This is a genomic window from Sphingomonas sp. P3_C5 (assembly GCF_056402635.1).
Genome location: NZ_JBFUHA010000002.1, coordinates 174,299 through 191,443 on the forward strand (window position 1 = coordinate 174,299; position 17,145 = coordinate 191,443).

At 63.0% G+C, this 17,145-nt stretch carries 14 protein-coding genes; 5 read left to right on the plus strand and 9 right to left on the minus strand.

Annotation, left to right across the window (positions count from 1 at the left end; genetic code table 11):
• Positions 1-68 precede the first annotated feature (68 nt).
• The 7 genes from AC1DVS_RS07000 to AC1DVS_RS07030 form a co-directional block, all read right to left on the minus strand.
• Positions 69-1,559, minus strand: a complete 1,491-nt coding sequence (locus AC1DVS_RS07000) for a tryptophan halogenase family protein (RefSeq protein WP_478021574.1) — start codon at positions 1,557-1,559, stop codon at positions 69-71.
• A gap of 19 nt (positions 1,560-1,578) precedes the next feature.
• Positions 1,579-2,610 (minus strand): cupin-like domain-containing protein, encoded by a 1,032-nt coding sequence (locus AC1DVS_RS07005; protein WP_478021576.1) that lies wholly within the window; start codon positions 2,608-2,610, stop codon positions 1,579-1,581.
• Positions 2,611-2,620: 10 nt separating this feature from the next.
• Positions 2,621-3,373: a SapC family protein gene (locus tag AC1DVS_RS07010; RefSeq protein ID WP_478021578.1), complete on the minus strand. Its 753-nt coding sequence runs from the start codon at positions 3,371-3,373 to the stop codon at positions 2,621-2,623.
• A gap of 213 nt (positions 3,374-3,586) precedes the next feature.
• Entirely contained in the window at positions 3,587-6,718 is a 3,132-nt protein-coding gene (locus AC1DVS_RS07015; protein WP_478021580.1) for a TonB-dependent receptor, read from the minus strand.
• 300 nt (positions 6,719-7,018) lie between these two features.
• Positions 7,019-7,696: a DJ-1/PfpI family protein gene (locus AC1DVS_RS07020; RefSeq protein ID WP_478021582.1), complete on the minus strand. Its 678-nt coding sequence runs from the start codon at positions 7,694-7,696 to the stop codon at positions 7,019-7,021.
• A gap of 115 nt (positions 7,697-7,811) precedes the next feature.
• Positions 7,812-8,084, minus strand: a complete 273-nt coding sequence (locus tag AC1DVS_RS07025) for a hypothetical protein (protein WP_478021584.1) — start codon at positions 8,082-8,084, stop codon at positions 7,812-7,814.
• Between the two features lie 149 nt (positions 8,085-8,233).
• Positions 8,234-8,707 carry a low molecular weight protein-tyrosine-phosphatase gene (locus AC1DVS_RS07030; RefSeq protein ID WP_478021585.1) on the minus strand — a complete coding sequence of 158 codons (474 nt, stop codon included), beginning with the start codon at positions 8,705-8,707 and terminating at the stop codon, positions 8,234-8,236.
• Between the two features lie 193 nt (positions 8,708-8,900).
• Between AC1DVS_RS07030 and AC1DVS_RS07035 the strand changes: the two genes are divergently transcribed.
• Positions 8,901-9,302 (plus strand): hypothetical protein, encoded by a 402-nt coding sequence (locus tag AC1DVS_RS07035; protein WP_478021586.1) that lies wholly within the window; start codon positions 8,901-8,903, stop codon positions 9,300-9,302.
• Between the two features lie 70 nt (positions 9,303-9,372).
• Here the strand turns inward: AC1DVS_RS07035 and astD are convergent, their stop codons facing one another.
• Positions 9,373-10,794 (minus strand): succinylglutamate-semialdehyde dehydrogenase, encoded by a 1,422-nt coding sequence (gene astD, locus AC1DVS_RS07040; RefSeq protein WP_478021588.1) that lies wholly within the window; start codon positions 10,792-10,794, stop codon positions 9,373-9,375.
• Positions 10,795-10,844: 50 nt separating this feature from the next.
• Entirely contained in the window at positions 10,845-12,212 is a 1,368-nt protein-coding gene (locus AC1DVS_RS07045; protein WP_478021589.1) for a protein adenylyltransferase SelO, read from the minus strand.
• A gap of 37 nt (positions 12,213-12,249) precedes the next feature.
• Between AC1DVS_RS07045 and AC1DVS_RS07050 the strand changes: the two genes are divergently transcribed.
• The 4 genes from AC1DVS_RS07050 to AC1DVS_RS07065 all read left to right on the plus strand — a co-directional run bounded on the left by AC1DVS_RS07050 (position 12,250) and on the right by AC1DVS_RS07065 (position 17,012).
• Entirely contained in the window at positions 12,250-13,125 is an 876-nt protein-coding gene (locus AC1DVS_RS07050) for an alpha/beta fold hydrolase (protein WP_478021590.1), read from the plus strand.
• A gap of 42 nt (positions 13,126-13,167) precedes the next feature.
• Positions 13,168-14,283, plus strand: a complete 1,116-nt coding sequence (locus AC1DVS_RS07055; RefSeq protein ID WP_478021592.1) for a glycoside hydrolase family 130 protein — start codon at positions 13,168-13,170, stop codon at positions 14,281-14,283.
• Positions 14,284-14,403: 120 nt separating this feature from the next.
• The gene (locus AC1DVS_RS07060) at positions 14,404-15,543 is read left to right on the plus strand and encodes a glycosyltransferase (protein ID WP_478021593.1); all 1,140 of its coding nucleotides are present in this window, start codon (positions 14,404-14,406) and stop codon (positions 15,541-15,543) included.
• A gap of 65 nt (positions 15,544-15,608) precedes the next feature.
• Positions 15,609-17,012, plus strand: a complete 1,404-nt coding sequence (locus AC1DVS_RS07065) for an NAD(P)H-dependent flavin oxidoreductase (RefSeq protein ID WP_478021595.1) — start codon at positions 15,609-15,611, stop codon at positions 17,010-17,012.
• The last annotated feature ends 133 nt before the right edge of the window (positions 17,013-17,145 follow it).

Sequence of the window (17,145 nt, forward strand, 5' to 3'; positions counted from 1 at the left end):
GTTGGCTTCGAAAGAGGCGATAGCCGAGTAACGAGAGAAGGGCGAGGCCCCGCAATCACGATGTCGCTTCAGGCGGCCGGCGCGGCGCAATAATGGTCGAGGAATTCCTGATGGCTCGGCATCTTCGCGACGGTGCCGGCGATGCCGGTCTTCAGATCGGTCAGTGCCTGACGCAACTGGCCCGGCGGCATCATGCGCGCAATCTGATGATAGCCGCGCGGCTGAAGGCCTTGCCCAAGCAGGACCTGCACCCAGGAATCGATCCGGAACAGCTCGTCTGGTGCCTGATAAGCCTGGGCGTTGTCGCGGAACAGCGCCATGCGCTTCGCCAGCGAGTCGGGGATCTCCATGTCGCGGCATCGCGCCCAGAAGGCGGAATCGTCGCGCTGGGTGAGGTGATAGTGGAGGATGATGAAGTCTCGCACGCCCTCCAGCTCCTTGCGCGACATGGCGTTGAAGCGTTCGATCATCGGCTCGTCGAAACCGTTGAACGGGAAGGACTGCATCAGCCGCGTCACTGCGACCATGATCAGATGGATGCTGGTGGATTCGAGCGGCTCGATGAAGCCGCTGGCCAATCCGAGCGCCAGGCAATTCTTGTTCCACACCTTGCGCCGCGCGCCGGTCTTGTAGCGGATCAGCCTTGGGTCGAACAAAGGCTCGCCTTCGATCTCGCGCAGCAGCAACGCGCGCGCGTCCTCGTCGGACATGAAGTCGCTGCAGAACACCAGGCCATTGCCGACGCGGTGCTGGAGCGGGATGCGCCACCGCCAGCCGGCTTCGTGCGCGATCGCCTTGGTATAGGGAACCGCTGGGCCAGTGGAGGTGGTCTGCACTGCATAAGCGCTGTTGGTCGGCAGCCATTGGCTCCAGTCGTCATAGCCGGTCTCGAGTGTCTGCTCGATCAACAGGCCGCGAAAGCCTGTGCAGTCGATGAACAGATCGCCCTCGATCCGTTGCCCGGAATCGAGAACCAAAGCCTGGATGAAGCCGGTCTCGGGGTCCTGCTCGACCTTGGTGATCTTCCCTTCGACCCGCTTCACCCCATCGGGCTCGCTCATGTCGCGCAGGAAGCGCGCATAGGCCGTAGCGTCGAGATGATAGGCATAGTTGATCGGCGCGTTCTCGCCGGTCGCGAACTTGTTGGCCTCTGCCGCCTGCAGTTCGAAGCAATAATCGCCAAGCGGGCCGGCAAAGCCTTCGGCCCTCGCCTGCAGCCAGAAATGATGGAAATCGGCCATCCAGGTCGATTTGCCGATCGTGCCGAACGAGTGGACATAACGGTCGCCGATCGCACCCCAGTTCTCGAAGGCGATGCCGAGTTTGAAGCTCGACTGAGTCGCCCGCATGAACTCCCGCTCATCGATGCCGAGCAGCGAGTGAAAGGTGCGCACCGTGGGGATGGTGGATTCGCCGACGCCGATGGTCCCGATCTCGTCGGATTCGATCAGGGTGATGTCGAGCAGCTTGCCAAGCTGCTTCACCAGCGCAGCCGCCGCGATCCAGCCCGCGGTGCCGCCGCCGGCGATGACGACCTTCTTTACGATCTGCGGGTCCAAGCCGGCTCTCCTGTGTCGATCAGCGGTTGAGACGATTGAGCAAATTGGCACGCAGGCGGCGCGCCTTCATCTCATCGAGCGGGGCCAGATTGCCGCGCGCGGCTTCGGGCAGATGGGCACCGGCAGTGTCGGCCGGGCCAAAGATGTAATAGTCGAACAGTTCGCGCCAGGCGCGCTTCTCGGGCTCGGGGCGATCACGCAGGCTCAGCAGCGCATGAAGCAGTGTGTTCTGCGGCGTGTCCATGAAAGCGGGGGAAGTGTTCCACCAATAGTTGATCATGGCGTTGAAGCTGTCGAGCGCCTCCACATGGTGCCACCAAAGAGCCGGGTAGAAGAGGATATCGCCCGGCTCCAGTTCAGCGACCTCGCCTGCTTCGCAGGCCTCGGCGAAGCGCGGGTAGCGATCGAGATCAGGTGCGCTGAAATCGACCATGCTGACCACTTGGCCACCAGGGGTCGGCTCAAGCGGGCCGGGGTAGAGATTGCGCACCTGTTCCGGCGGAAACAGGGTGAAGCGGCGGCGCCCCACCATGCAACAGGCGATGTTGTGCGACATGTCGTAATGCGCCGAAGCGGTCGTGCGATTGCCGATCCAGATGCTGACGATCGGCGGATTGGCCTCGAACATCGGGTTGTTCAGGACGAGGTCGTTTTCGGCGCGCAGGCCGGGCAAATAGATGTCGAGGTCAGTGGAGCCGATATAGAAGGAGGGCGCCCCCGGATCATCGAGATGCGCTTCGATGCGGCCCAGAATCGCGGCCAGGGCCTCCCGGGACGTGTCGAAATTCATCGCGCTGACATCGTCGTTATAGAAGAACCGGCCCTTGATCTCGGGCTTGCCGGTATAGGCCGTCACCTGCCTGCCGCTGTCGAACGACAGGAGATAGGCCATCGCCTCTGCTGCGGATGAGCCGCCTGCTCGCACCAGCGGCCATTCGGCCGCGACACCCTTCAGGATGGCCGGCTGTTGCGACTCCATCAGCGCGTCGAACGGTATCTGATCGGGTGCAACTCCGGATATGACACGTGTCTTGCGTGTGATGGCGGCCATTCTCAGCTTCCTATGCCGCGCCGGCGGGCACGCCTTCATCGGCACGCCGCTTCGCATTTTTGAGGTCGATCAGGCGCCTGACATTACTCATCGAGGAAGCGACCAGGAACGCGACCCCGAGGAAGCCCGCCCGGTTCAATGTCTCCAGGCGAGCGCCGTCCAACGCCGCGAGCTTCGCGCGGCCGATGGTGAAAAAGTCGGACAGCAGATATTTTCGGGCCTCGTCGAGCTCAACCTCGATCGAGACGGGTTCGATCAGGCCAGCTTCTTCGAACGCGGCGAACATCGGCGCGGTTGCATCAATGCCGGCATAGATGGCGCGCAAAACGCCCATGATATGTTCGAGATAGGGCGCGTTGCCGCCATGCGGCAGGAACAGGGGCAGGCCTTCGGTCTTGCTGACGCGCGGATGATCGAGATCGATATGGACCGTCGGTTCCCGGCGCGCCTCGCCATCCGTCTCGCGTTCCTGAAGGCCGATCAGGAAGGGGCCGCGCTGCAGCACCGCCGGCACATAACGGCCCCGCCAGCCCTGCTCGTCGAGAAACAGATTCTCGTCCCGGTCGAGCCCGAGAAGAGCGACCGCTTGCAACGCACCATTGGGATCACGCCGGAAGAAGATCGGATACTCGCGCTGGATGTCGTCGAACTCGGTGGGGAAGACAAGCACCTGATTGACGCTGTCGCCGAACTCAGCCGCGTGGCGTACGATCACCCGCAGATCAGCGTGATCGACGTTATTCAGCAGCACCTTGTTGGTCATGTGCGGTTTTCCAGCCCGAATATTTCTTTTTTTTCCGCCGTGGGTGGCGGCCTCTCCACTCGCCGGACGCAAGCGCCTTGCGATCATGATGGAGCAAAGCCGCGACGTGCTCAACCCGATCTGGGATATGCCGACATCGATGTAGCGGTGGCGGAAAAAAGGCCGCTGCGAACAGCGGCCTTTCCCCCTTTATCACGGATCGAATGTCCAGGCTTAGAACTTGTAGCGTGCTCCAAGCATGAAGCGGCGCTGCTGCTCCTGTGCGAAGAACAGCTGGACCGGGGTACGGCCATATTGGCGGATACCCTTTTCGGTGATGTTGATGGCTTCGAACGACACCGCGATGTGCGGCGTGATATCGTAGGCCAGGTTCAGGTCGAACTGACCATGTGGCTCGGTGTAGAGCGGGCTCTTGAAGCTGTCGTTGTTCAGCCTCGCAAGGAACTTCGCCCGCCAGTTATAGGCGAGGCGCGCCGAAATCCCGTGCTTGTCGTAGATCAGCGTGACGTTCGCCGTATCGCTCAGCCCGGCCAGCGCGAACTGGTCGATGCTGGGATTGGCACCATTGTCGAACTTGGCGTTCGAGCGGACGTAGGTGTAGGCCGCCGCGACGCCGAGACCGGTATTGCCGAGGAAGTAGGAACCGGCGACTTCGAAGCCCCACACTTCGACCTCGCGATTGTTGATCGGCCTGCTGAGCGCGAACTGATAGTCCGGGTCGGCTGCGTTTCCGGTGATATTGTACGCCGTGAGGATCGTGTCGACATAGGACTGCTCGAGCGAGCGGGTCGCCGTATTATAGTGCGCTGCGAACTGGGCTGTAGCCGCAGCGGTCGAGCCGGTCTGGTCGATCAGCGCCGTCATCGTGAACAGATTCACGTCGGTGATGTCAGCCCCAAGCCCGGTCAACGCGGTCTTGGCGTTCCCGGAGCGAGATCCAGCCGCGCCCGAACTCGGATCCTTCAGCCCGAACAGCGGCGTAGTGCTGATGCCCGTGCCGACGAAATTCTTGACGCGCTTGTCGAAGACACCAAACGACAGATAGCTGCCGGGCTTGATGTAATATTCAAGCGACGCATCGATATTGTCGGACACCAGTGGGATCAGCGACGGGTTCCCCGAGTTCGCTGACGGGATGCCCCCGATTGCAATCGGTCGGCTGGGCCCGCCCACGGTCGTGGCGGAGAACAGGTTGCTATAGTCAGTGCGGGCGATCGTCCGGCCGAACGAAAGGCGGCCGACCAGCCTGTCAGTGAATTCAAGCCGGAAATCCATCGACGGCATCACGTTGCTGTATTCCGACCTCTGAGTGAGCGATTGCAGCACGCTCGAGGCAAGCACCGTGAAATCATTGTCCGCGTCCCAGCGGATCGAAAGCGGGACCGGCTGGATTGACGTCGATGTCGACTTGGTATGCTCCCACCGGAGGCCGGCAACGAGGCTCGCGTTCATGTTGGCAAGCTTGCCGGACCAGGTGAGCTGCCCATAAGCGGCCCAGATATTCTCCTGGACCCGATTGTCCTGGCTGTTGACGCTCGGTGCCGCGAAGTGCGTGGTCAGCGTGCTGTAGAGCTTCGCCGCATCCTCGGTGCGGAACGCCTTCAGCGCGTTCCCGGTAGCCTGCAGATTGAGGTCGTGGAATTTGCAGGGAAGGCAGAATTCGAACACCTGGCCGGGCGCGAGCGACTGGACGTCGCCCGGATTGGCGACACCCCAGTCACCCAGAGGCTGATAGGTCGAAACCTGAGTTGAGCGCACCTTGGAGGTGCGATAGTCGCCACCGAAATCGAAGCGGCTGCCGCCGCCGAGATCCCAGCCGGCATCGAGGCGAATTTCCTTGAGGCGCTGGGTCTGGGTGGACGTGTAGGTGCGGCCGACCTGGGTACCGAGATCGCCGACGTCAAGCGTGCCGTTGCGGTTGCCCTGCCGGGTGCTTCCGGCCACTGCTGCGGTGTCCTGGAAATCGAAGATCTGCACCGGCACGCCGCTGCTGTAATCGACCGAGTGATCGTGGACACCATAGCCGGCCATCGCGACCAGCGTCGACGTGGCACCGTTCGGATTGTCAGGCAGCGTGTCGGCAAGGCTGATATGGCCATCGAGCTTGACATGGAAAGTGTCGCTGACGTCCCATGCGAGGTTCAGGCCGTAATCCTGGAGCGTTGCCTTGGTGGCACGATACTGATTTTCCGATCCAGGGCCGTCCTTGGTCGGGCTCAGCACCTCGTGCAGGTAGGTCGCGCTATTGATGACCGAGTTGCCGTCGAATTTGACGACATCGAACGGCCGGTTGAACCAGTTGCCCGAGTCGCTGCGCCGCTCGCTCTGCCGGTTCCGCGCATACAAGGCGTCCGCGGTAATGGTGAACGAGTCGCTCGGCTTGAACTGAACGACCGCCTGGCCATTGATGCGCTCGCGGCTATCCTCGGAAAAGTCCGAACGGCTGTCGTTCGGCACCGCAACCAATGTGTTGGGGTTGGTCGGCGCCCCGGTGATCTGGGTCGTCGGTGTCGTGTAGCCGAGGAAGGTCGAGTAGGGGATGATGTTCCAGTCATTGCCGCCCGTGCTGGCCACCGAGAAGTTGCGCTTCTGGTAGCCGCCGAACAGCGTCACGCCGAAGGTTTCGGAATCATCCGCCCAGCTGAGCAGGCCGGTCACTTCCGGGGTCACATGGCTGCCGCAGCTGATGCAGTCGCTGCTGCTCGAATCATATACCGCCTTGGCGCCGATGCTGCCCGAAAGGCCGCTATGGCCGCTGTCCAGCGGCCGCCGTGTGACGACGTTGATCGTCGCACCGATTCCGCCCGACGGCACCGCCGCGCGAGCCGTTTTGTACACTTCGAGCGTGCGCACGGACTCTGATGCGAGATTGTCGAAGTTGAAGGAGCGGCTGGTGCCGGTCGCACCGTCGGCACCGCCATCGCCGCCGACCACGCCGATGTCGGTCGCCGCGAGCGTGCGGCCGTTCAGCGTGACGAGGTTGTAGCCTGGGCCAAAGCCGCGAACGGTGACCTGCGAGCCTTCACCGTTGACGCGGTTGATCGACACGCCGGTGACGCGCTGAAGCGACTCGGCGAGGTTGGTGTCAGGGAACTTGCCGATGTCTTCGGACGAGATCGCATCGACAACACCGGTGGAGTTGCGCTTGATATCGATCGAGCGCTCAAGGCTGGCGCGAATGCCGGTGACGACAATATCCGGGCCGGCGGTCTCGTCCTGGCTTGCCGCTGCTGCCGGAGTGGCTGCTGCCTGCGCCAGCGCCGCGCCGGGCAGCATCATGCATACCGCGACCGCGATCGCGGACGTTGAGCGGGCGAGCGTCGACGAACGTGAAAAGCTTTTCATAAGTCCCCTCTCCTGGGCCAGTGCGTATGACCGCGACTGATCACCTTTTTGATTTTTGCCGAGCAGGTTTGGTCCGGCTCGATGTTATCGGTATCAAAAAGTCCGACGTTGTCAACGCGGCTTCATGAACTTTCTGACATAACTATCACCACCTTGGATCGAATAACCTGGAACGTGACAAAAAGGGCACGCTCTGCGCCCGCCTTGGTGTTGCGGAGCGGTCTGTCGGCGATGCGAAGCGGCTCTATAGGACCACGAAACGGCATGTCGCGGCCCTGCGAGCAGCTTTCCGCGCGCCCGTTATGGGGCGTCCTTGCAGGGAGGTGTGACCATGCCCGCGTCGTCAAGCGGACACGAGTCGCTGGGCGGGATGATGCCGCTGACCGGGGGGCAGGGGAAATATTGAGTGGAGAGCTGGACCGCCTTGGCGGCGTCGGTTCCCTGCAGGATTTCGATCAGCTTCAGCGTTTCGTCGAGCCCGGAGGAAATGCCGCCGCCGGTCAGCCGGTCGCGATCGAGATGATAGCGGGGATGGCCCTCGACGACCTTCACCTTTTGATAGCGCTTGAGGCAGGGGATGAACGCCCAGTGGGTCGTCGCCTCATAGCCGTCGAGCAGGCCGGCGGCCGCCAGCAACATCGCGCCCTCGCATACTGAGGCAACCAGCGGCGTCTCCGCTGCCTTGGCGCGAAGGAAGCGGAGGAACTTCTTGTCCTTCATCAGCAGGTTCAGCGCGGCGGGATCGCCGCCGGGCACCCACAGCACGTCATAGCGGCTGGCCTTGGCGAAGCTTTTGGTCACCTCGAAGCGGAAGCCATTGCGAAAGCAGTACATGCCCTTCTTCGCCGCGACCAACTCGACGTCGATGCCGGCCCAGCTAAGCATCTCATAAGGGCCGGTGACATCCAGCATGTCGACCGCCTCGTAAACGGGCATGCCGACGAGCAGCTTGCGCGCTGTTGTGGCTTTGGCCTTCATCCCGGACTCTCCCCGACCGTCCATTTCCAATCCGGCTTTCATACCGGATCGGCAAAATGCCCACAGGGGCACTTGCAACCAGAACGGCTATTCCGAAGCGAGCCGGCCCAGGAGGTTATTCCAGGTCGTTTTCGCTGATGACGATCAGGGCCTGGTCGCTGTTGCGCGCGAGCGCGGCAAGGCCAGCCTCGGCAATCGTGTCGCTGAACCGGTTGAACATGTCGACCGCATCATCCTCGGGTGCGTCGCCGCTGAGAGCCTCGAGAACCGCATATTGAACGGCGAACTCATATTCGTCGCCATCGACCTCGCCGGTAAATTCGACGAGTTGCTCATCAACATTGTCGAGGATGGTGGAGAGATCGATGTCCATTCGGTCTGCGGGCATTGCTGGCTTCCTGCTGTGATTCGGCGTGATCCTAGCGCGGTAACGCCCGATATCCAGCAGGGCTACCGATCTGTGATCGGCGGCCGAATTCGTAGAACGCGCCCTTGGGTCTATCGTTCATGAATCCTGGCGGGCAATGAGCGCAGGGCTCACGCTTTCAACTCCGCGACCAGCGCACGTGCCGCCGCGCTGACATCGGACCAGGTCGTCTCGAATCCCTCCTCGCCGCCATAATAGGGATCCTTCACGGCCTGCCCCTGGCGGCCCGGAACCACGTCCATGAGCAGACCGACTTTGGCCGTCGCATCGGCGGGAGCAATCGCCCGGAGGTTGCGCAGATTGTCGGCGTCCAGCGCAAAGATATGGGTAAAGCGCCGGAAGTCCTGGGGCTCGACCTGCCGCGCCTGATAATGCCCGATCTCCATGCCGTGGCGGCGCGCGGTTGCCTCGGCGCGCCGGTCAGGCGGGTGGCCGATATGCCAGTCGCCGGTCCCGGCGGAATCGATCTCGATCGCGAAGCCGGCCTTTTCAGCCTCGGCGCGCAGGGCCGCCTCGGCAAGCGGTGAACGGCAGATATTGCCCAGGCATACGAACAGGATCGCGGGTTTGGTCTGGTCAGGCATGACCGGCGCATAGCTGGTTGAGGATCGCCCGGCTATTCCGGCGCACAACCATCCTCATGCATCATCCAGTGGGAGCCGACGGGTTCGCCTGAGCGGATTACGGGGCCTCCGCCGTGGGTGCCGCAGACGCGTTATCACCGCCCGGGCTTTTCGCTCGATTCAAACTTATCCGGGGTCATGTCAGTTCTCTCCGATGATGAAGAACCGCATAAAAGCCGATTTCACGCCGCTGTTGAATCAAGCCACCCTGTTCGGTGAAGGCCGCTCCCTGTTAATTCCAACAGGCCTCCCTGTTATCTCCAACACGTCTCCCTGTTATCGAATAACAGGGAGAATGGCATTCAAGCCACTGATCAGAAAGGAGAATATATCCAACAAATTGGGCAAAAACGGCCCGAAAAGTTTTTTCTTCCCTGTTCTTTCCCTGTTCCGTGGCGATAACAGGGAGAAACTGCCATTTTCTGCGTCGTCGAAATCGTTCGAAACTCGGGTCTCGCTTCTGGGGGAGCGAAGAGTTGGTTCGCGCGAAGGCGCAAAGAGGGCCTCCGTGCGGATACATCCTGCGCAGCCAAGGGTGTCGAGCGATGCGCGATGAAGAAGAATATCCCTCTCGCGTAACCACTTCGTGCCTTTGCGCGAACATCAAATCGGCAGCCGCGCAGCCGTCAATCGACCTTATATTCCGTCAGCCCGACGCCGATCGAAGCTCTGGCCTGTTCGGACTCGGACGAGACCACCGGATAGGCGCAATAATCCGCCGCATAATAGGCGCTTGGCCGATGATTGCCCGACCAGCCGATGCCGCCGAACGGCGCGCCCGACGACGCGCCGTTGGTCGGCTTGTTCCAGTTGATGATGCCGGCACGCGCATTGGCCCAGAACTGGTCGTAGAGCGCCGGGTCCTGGCTCAGCAGCGAGGCCGAAAGCCCGTAGCGCGTATTGTTCGCCTCGGCGATGGCATCCTCGAACGTCTTGGCGCGTATCACCTGCAGGATCGGGCCGAACAATTCGATATCGGGCCGCTCGGCCACGTCCGTTGTATCGATCAGGGCCGGCTTCAGGAACGGCAGATTCTCGAACGGCCGTTCGAGATGCCGGATCACATGGCCGCCGCGTGTCATCAGTTCGACAAAGCTCTCCGTCAGCATGTCGGCGGATTGATTGTCGATTACCGGCCCCATGAAAGGCTGCGGCTTCGCATGCGGCTCGTCGACGATGATCCGGGCGACCAGTTTGTTCACTTCGGCGATCAGCGGATCGTAAATCCGCTCGTCGACGATCAGCCGGCGCGCGGCGGTGCAGCGCTGCCCTGCGCTGGTAAAGGCGGATTGCACGATGATCGTCGCGGTAGCCTGGAGGTCGGGCGAATCCCACACGACGATCGGGTTGTTGCCGCCCATTTCGAGCGCAAGGATCTTCTCCGGCCGATTGGCGAAAGCGCGATTGAGCGCCACGCCGGTATGCGCCGATCCGGTGAACAGCAGCCCGTCGATCCCGTCATGCGCGGCGAGCGCCTTGCCCTCGGCCGGGCCGCCGATCAGCACGCGGATGCAGCCTTCGTGCACGCCGGCGGCATGAAAGCAGTCGACCAGGAATTTGCCCACCGCCGGGGTCTTTTCCGACGGCTTGAACACCACCGCATTGCCGGCGAGCAGCGCGGGGACGATGTGCCCGTTCGGCAAATGCGCCGGGAAATTATAGGGCCCGAGCACCGCAAGCACGCCGTGCGGCTTGTGCCGGACCGCCATGCTCGATCCCATCGGTGAATCGAGCTTCCGCTGCGAGGTGCGCTCGGCATAAGCGTTGACCGAGATATTGACCTTGGCGATCACTGAATCGACTTCGGTCCGCGCTTCCCAGAGCGGTTTGCCGGTCTCGCGCGCGATCAGGTCGGCAAAGTCATCGGTGCGCGCGCGCACCACATTGGTGAAACGACGCAATGCCTCGATGCGATAGGTCAGCGAGCGCGATGCCCAATCGGCCCAGCTGGCGCGGGCCATCGCGACCTCCGCATCGACATCGCCGATCGGGTGCCGCCAGAGGATCGCGCCGGTTGCGGGTTCAGTCGAAATGATCTCGGACGACATCGATGGGCTCTTGCCTTAGTTTTTTGAAGAATTCCACTGGGACGCGGAAATCAGGAGATTAATGCCGTACCCATTTCGCGAATCTTCGCGATCTTGGCCTCGAATGGGGACCAGTCGTCCCGCTGGTCGATCGCCGACCAGATCGCTTCGACCTCGTCGATCAGCATCGAACAGGGTTCGCCCTGCCAATAAACATGGTCACGCGTCGCCCGCGGCTGATAGCCGGCGAGGATCGCCCGCGCCTCGTCGAAACCGGCGCCATAGGTTTCCGGCAGCACACCGCCGAAACCGTCGAAGAAGAAGCGGTCGATCGACGCTTCCTCAGTCCGCAACCCGCCCTCGATCGCCTGCACCAGCTTGCGGTCGCTTTGGGCGTCGAGTGGCTGCACCCCGAGCCGCCACAGGATCGCACCCGAAACCGCCGGCTGATAGCGCTCGCCGAATGTCTCCAGCACCGCGATCAGCGGCGGCGCGTCGACCACCGTCCTCAGCGCCACTGCGAGCTGCATCGCATCCCAGTGGATCGCCTCGGGCTGGCGGCCAAAGGCGTAGAGCCCGGCATGATCGAAATAAGCGGCGGTGAAGCCCGGATCCCAGGTCGGGGCGAAGCGCCAGGGGCCATAATCGAAGCTCTCGCCGGTCACGTTGATATTGTCGCTGTTGAGCACGCCGTGCACGAAGCCGGCCGCCATATAGCTTGCGGCGAGCTTCGCGGTGCGGGCGACGACATGCTGCAACAGCCGCACCGCGCCGTCTTCCCCTGCCTCCTCGCCATAATAATGGCGCAGCACATAGGCTATCAGCCGCCGCATCCCCTCTTCATCGCGCTCATAAGCGAGGCGTTGGAAGGTGCCGATCCGGATATGGCCGTGGCTCAGCCGCACCAGCACGGCTGAGCGGGTAGGGGAGGGCTCGTCGCCGCGCTCCAGCGCCTCGCCAGTCTCGATCAGCGAGAAGGTTCGCGAGGTCTCGACGCCGAGCGCCTCGAGCATTTCGGTCGCCAGCACTTCGCGCGCGCCGCCCTTCAGCGTCAGACGGCCGTCGCCGAAGCGGCTCCACGGCGTTTGGCCCGATCCCTTGGTGCCGAGGTCCATCAGCCGGTCGCGATCATCGCGCATCTGCGCGAACAGGAAGCCGCGGCCGTCGCCGATCTCGGGATTGTACACGCGGAACTGATGGCCGTGATAACGCAGCGCCAGCGGCTGGGGGAGACTGCCCTCCATCGGCACGAACCGCCCGAAATGGGAGATCCACTCAGCCTCGCTCAGGCCCTCAAGGCCGACGCTCGCTGCGGCCCGGTCGTTGCGGAAGCGCAGCCGGGTTTCCGGGAAGTCGGCGGCCATGACGGGATCATAGAAACGCTCCCCCAGTTCCAGGATCGCGGTTTCGGGCCGATATGCTTGCGGGCGCTTGATCATCCAGCGATATGGGAGTTGCCAACCGCAGGACGCAACCATGCCCGCATATGAAAATCGTTATTGGGTATCGGAAGACGGGCTGAAGCTGCATTATCGCGACTATCCGGGGCGCGAAGACCGCCCCCCGATCCTCTGCATGCCCGGCCTGACCCGCAATGCGCGCGATTTCGAGGATCTGGCCGTGCGGCTGTCCCCCGAATGGCGGGTGATCGCGGTCAGCTTCCGCGGCCGCGGCAAGAGCGAATATGCCAAGGACCCGATGAGCTATATCCCGCCGACTTATGTGCGGGACGTTCAGGCCCTGCTCGACGAGCTCGCGCTGCCCAAGGTCATCGCCTTCGGCACGTCGCTTGGCGGCATCGTCACCATGCTGCTTGCTGCGGCGGCACCGGGCCGTATTGCCGGGGCATTGCTAAACGACGTCGGGCCCGAGATCGAGCCTGCCGGGCTTGGGCGCATTCGCGGCTATGTCGGCAAGTCGAACACCTGGCCGACCTGGATGCACGCCGCCCGCGCGGTCGCCGACGCCAATAGCGAAGTCTATCCCGGCTATGAGATCGAGGACTGGCTGGCGATGGCCAAGCGGATCTACCGCCTCAACAGTTCGGGCCGGATCGTGCTCGATTACGACATGAAGATCGCCGAGCCCTTCCGGGTGCCGGGCAACGAGGCCGGGCCTGACATGTGGCACGCGCTGGAGCAGTTGAAGACCGTGCCCGTTCTCATCCTGCGCGGCCAGCGTTCGGACGTGCTCGGCGTGGCTACCGCGGATCGCATGGTGAAGGCGCTCGATCACGCCGAGCTGGTGACGGTCCCCGGCGTCGGCCACACACCGACGCTCGGCGAGCCAGATGCAGTCAGCGCTATCGACCGGCTGCTGGCCCGCATCGTGACGGAACCCGCCATCGCCTGAATGCGTCTCTCCCGCTCACTGTCCCTGCATTGAGGCCAAGGCATGAGTTTTCCTTTCGATCGCCTCGTTTTCGATCCGCGCGACGTTGATCTGTCGCGCTCGCCGCTCGCCGGAAAGATCGACGCCGAGACCTATGTGCTCGGCGCCTTCAACCCCGGCATGACGCGGTTGCCCAATGGCAATCTGCTGCTGATGGTCCGCATCGCCGAGGCACTGCGGACGCCGATCTCGGACGGACATATCCGCGCGATCCGCTGGGATGACGGCGACTACACGCTCGACGCCTGGCCGCTCGAATTCGTCGATACCTCGGATCCGCGCAAGTTTATGATGCGCCCCGCCGGCTGGAAGGTGATGGCGCTGACCTCCCTGTCCTGGCTGCTGCCGGTCGAGCTCTCGGCCGACGGGCGCGGCGTGGTCGCGGTGCATTATGATCGCGCCATCGCCCCGCGCGCGCCCTATCAATGCTATGGTGTCGAGGATGCGCGGATCAGCAAGGTCGGCGATCGCTATCTGATGACGACCTGCTCGGTCAGCCCCGAACGCCATTCGACTACGCTCTACACCTCTGACGACGCGATGGAGTGGACGCTCGAAGGCATCGTGCTCGATCATCAAAACAAGGACATGCTGATCTTCGAAGGGCTGATTGGCGGCAAATACTGGGCGCAGACCCGGCCGCTCGGCGATCTCTATTTCGCCTATCCGCCCGGCAGCGAGTGGCGCGCCGGCCCGTCGATCAACCTCGCCAGCTCGCCCGACGCGCTACATTGGAAGCCCTATGACAAGCCCGGTATCCGGCCGCACTCAGCCACCGTCGCGACCGCACGGATGGGCGGCGGCACACCGCCGATCCTCACGGACGATGGCTGGCTCAGCCTGTGGCACGGCGTCGAGCCGCTGGGGGTGGTCGGCATCTACCGCACCTATTGGTCGCTGATGGACCGCGACGATCCGTCGAAGGTCCTGCGCACCAGTCACGATCCCCTGATCGAAGCCGCACCCGCGCTGACGGAGCCGCTAAAGGCGCTGATGTATCTCGACAATGTGGTCTTCACGACCGGGATAGCCGATGGCGGCGATCATTATGTCGTGGCCAGTGGAGAGGCAGATCTCGCGTGCCGGATCACGCACGTGCCGAAGGGAGTGTTCTCCTAGGCACTCGCGCTTCCTTCTAGCTCCCCTCCCGCTTGCGGGAGGGGGACAAGAAGCAGAAGGGGAGGGGAGGAAGAAGAGCGTAATGACGCCCGCTACATTTCCCGCTAACGCGCACCCATAATGCCACCCCCCGTCAACATCCTGCACCTCCATTCGAGCTTCAGCCTTGGCGGCAAGGAGGCGCGGGCGGTTCGGTTGATGAATAGTTTTGGCGATCGCGCCCGCCACACCATCGTCTCCGGCGTGCCCGATCAGCTCAGCGCGCGCGATGCGATCGCGCCGGGCATCACCTACGAGATCGCGCAGAATCCGCCCCCGCTGACCGGCCGGCCCTCGGTCGGCCGCTATGAGGCGATCGCCCGCTATATGCGCCGCTTCGATCTCGTGCTGACCTATAATTGGGGCGCGATCGACGGGGTGATGGCGCGGCGTGCCTTCCCCAAGGGTTCGCCGCCGGTCATCCACCATGAGGACGGCTTCAACGCCGACGAAGCCGATGGACTGAAGATCGAGCGCAACATCTATCGCCGCGTCGCGCTCCCCGCAGCGCATGCGCTGGTGGTCCCATCCGAAACCCTCGAGACGATCGCCTTGCAGACCTGGAAACAGCCGCGCGCCCGCGTCCGCCGCATCGCCAACGGCATCGCCACCAGCCTGTACCAGGCCAAACCCGATCCCAAGGCGATCCCGGGATTCCGCCGCCGACCCGGCGAGGTGGTGATCGGCGCCGTCGCTGGCTTACGCGCGGTCAAGGACCTGCCGGCGCTGGTCCGGGCTGCCGGCGGCGTCTCGGCGCGGGTCCGGCTGGTGATCGTCGGCGAAGGGCCGGAACGCCAGCACATTCTCGATGCCGCCGAGGCGATGGGCATGGAGGACCGCGTTCACCTCCCCGGCTTCCTGCCCGATCCGCATCGCTATATCGGCCTGTTCGATATCCTCGCGCTCTCTTCGAAGAGCGAGCAGTTCCCGATCTCGGTGGTGGAAGGCATGGCGGCCGGGCTGCCGATCGTGGCGCCGCAAGTGGGCGATATCCTGCAGATGGTTTCCGAGGAGAACCGTCCCTTCATCATCGTCAAGGCGAACGAAGTGGCCCTCAGAGATTCGCTCCAGGCGGTCGCTGGCTGCAAACCTTCCCAACGCGTCTATGTCGGCGTGCAAAACCGTGCCAAGGCAGTCGCCGAATATGACGAATCTGTCATGATCGACCAGTATGTGACGCTATACGAAGAAGCGATGGCCAGGCCGGGGAGCCTGCGCTGAGTCGCAATTTTCTCGCTAAGCGGGACCCAAACGCTATATCAAACGTAAGTTAAGTTGGAGGTCGTGTGTTCAAAGGTCTGAAGCCCATCATCTATAACGGCCAGGAAGTCTGGCCGCTGGTGGAGGGCGGTAAAGGCGTCGCCGCGACGAACCACGCGTCGGCCGGCGCCTGGGCTGCGGCCGGCGGTATCGGCACGGTTTCCGCAGTCAATGCAGACAGCTATGATCCCGACGGCAAGATCATCCCGCAGATCTACAAGGCGCTCAATCGCCGCGAGCGCCATGAGGAACTGATCACCTTCGCCATCGAGGGCGCTGTCCAGCAGGTCGAGCGTGCCTATGATATTTCGGGCGGCAAGGGCGCGATCAACATCAACGTGCTGTGGGAAATGGGCGGCGCCCAGCGCATCCTTCACGGCGTGCTCGAGCGGACCCGCGGCAAGGTCGCCGGCGTCACGTGCGGTGCCGGCATGCCCTACAAGCTTTCCGAGATCGCGGCCTCGTACAACGTCCATTACCTGCCGATCATCAGCTCCGGCCGCGCCTTCCGCGCGCTGTGGAAGCGGGCTTATTCAAAAGCGGCCGAATGGCTCGCGGCCGTGGTTTATGAGGATCCCTGGCTCGCCGGCGGCCATAACGGCCTCTCCAACGCCGAAGACCCGTTGAAGCCCGAGGATCCCTATCCCCGCGTGAAAGCGCTACGCGAGACGATGCGCGAGGGTGGCATCCCGGACAGTGTGCCGATCATCATGGCCGGCGGCGTCTGGTACTTACGCGACTGGAGCAACTGGATCGACAATCCCGAGCTCGGCCAGATCGCCTTCCAGTTCGGCACCCGCCCGCTCCTCACGCAGGAAAGCCCGATTCCCGAAGGCTGGAAAGCCAAGCTGACCAATATCGACGAAGGCGAGGTCCTCCTCCACCGCTTCTCCCCAACGGGCTTTTATTCCAGCGCGGTCCGCAATCCCTTCCTCCGAGCACTCGAAGCCCGCTCCGAGCGGCAGATCGCCTTCTCGACCCAGTCGGCCGGCGACCATGTCTTCCAGCTCGACGTCGGCGTGAAGGGCAAGAATTTCTGGGTGACGCGCAACGACCTGCTCCGCGCGCGGCAATGGTTCGGCGAGGGCTTCACCGACGCGCTGAAGACGCCCGACAACACGCTGGTGTTCGTCACACCCGAGGAAAAGGGCGTTATCCGCAAGGATCAGGCGGATTGCATGGGCTGCCTCAGCCAATGCGCCTTCTCCTCCTGGGCCGATAGCGAGACCAACTCCACCGGCCGCCTCGCCGATCCGCGCAGCTTCTGCATCCAGAAGACCCTGCAGGACATCGCCCATGGCGGACCGATCGACCAGAACCTGATGTTCGCAGGCCATGGCGCCTATAATTTCAAGCGCGATCCCTTTTATTCGAACGGGTTCGTGCCGACGGTGAAGCAGCTGGTGGATCGGATCCTGACCGGGGATTGAGCGTGCGACTTAATCCCCCTCCCGCTTGCGGGAGGGGTTAGGGGAGGGCATGTCCGCACCTGCGGTGGCCGTTGAGACAAGCCCTCCCCCGACCCCTCCCGCAAGCGGGAGGGGAGAAGAAGACTCGCCCTGA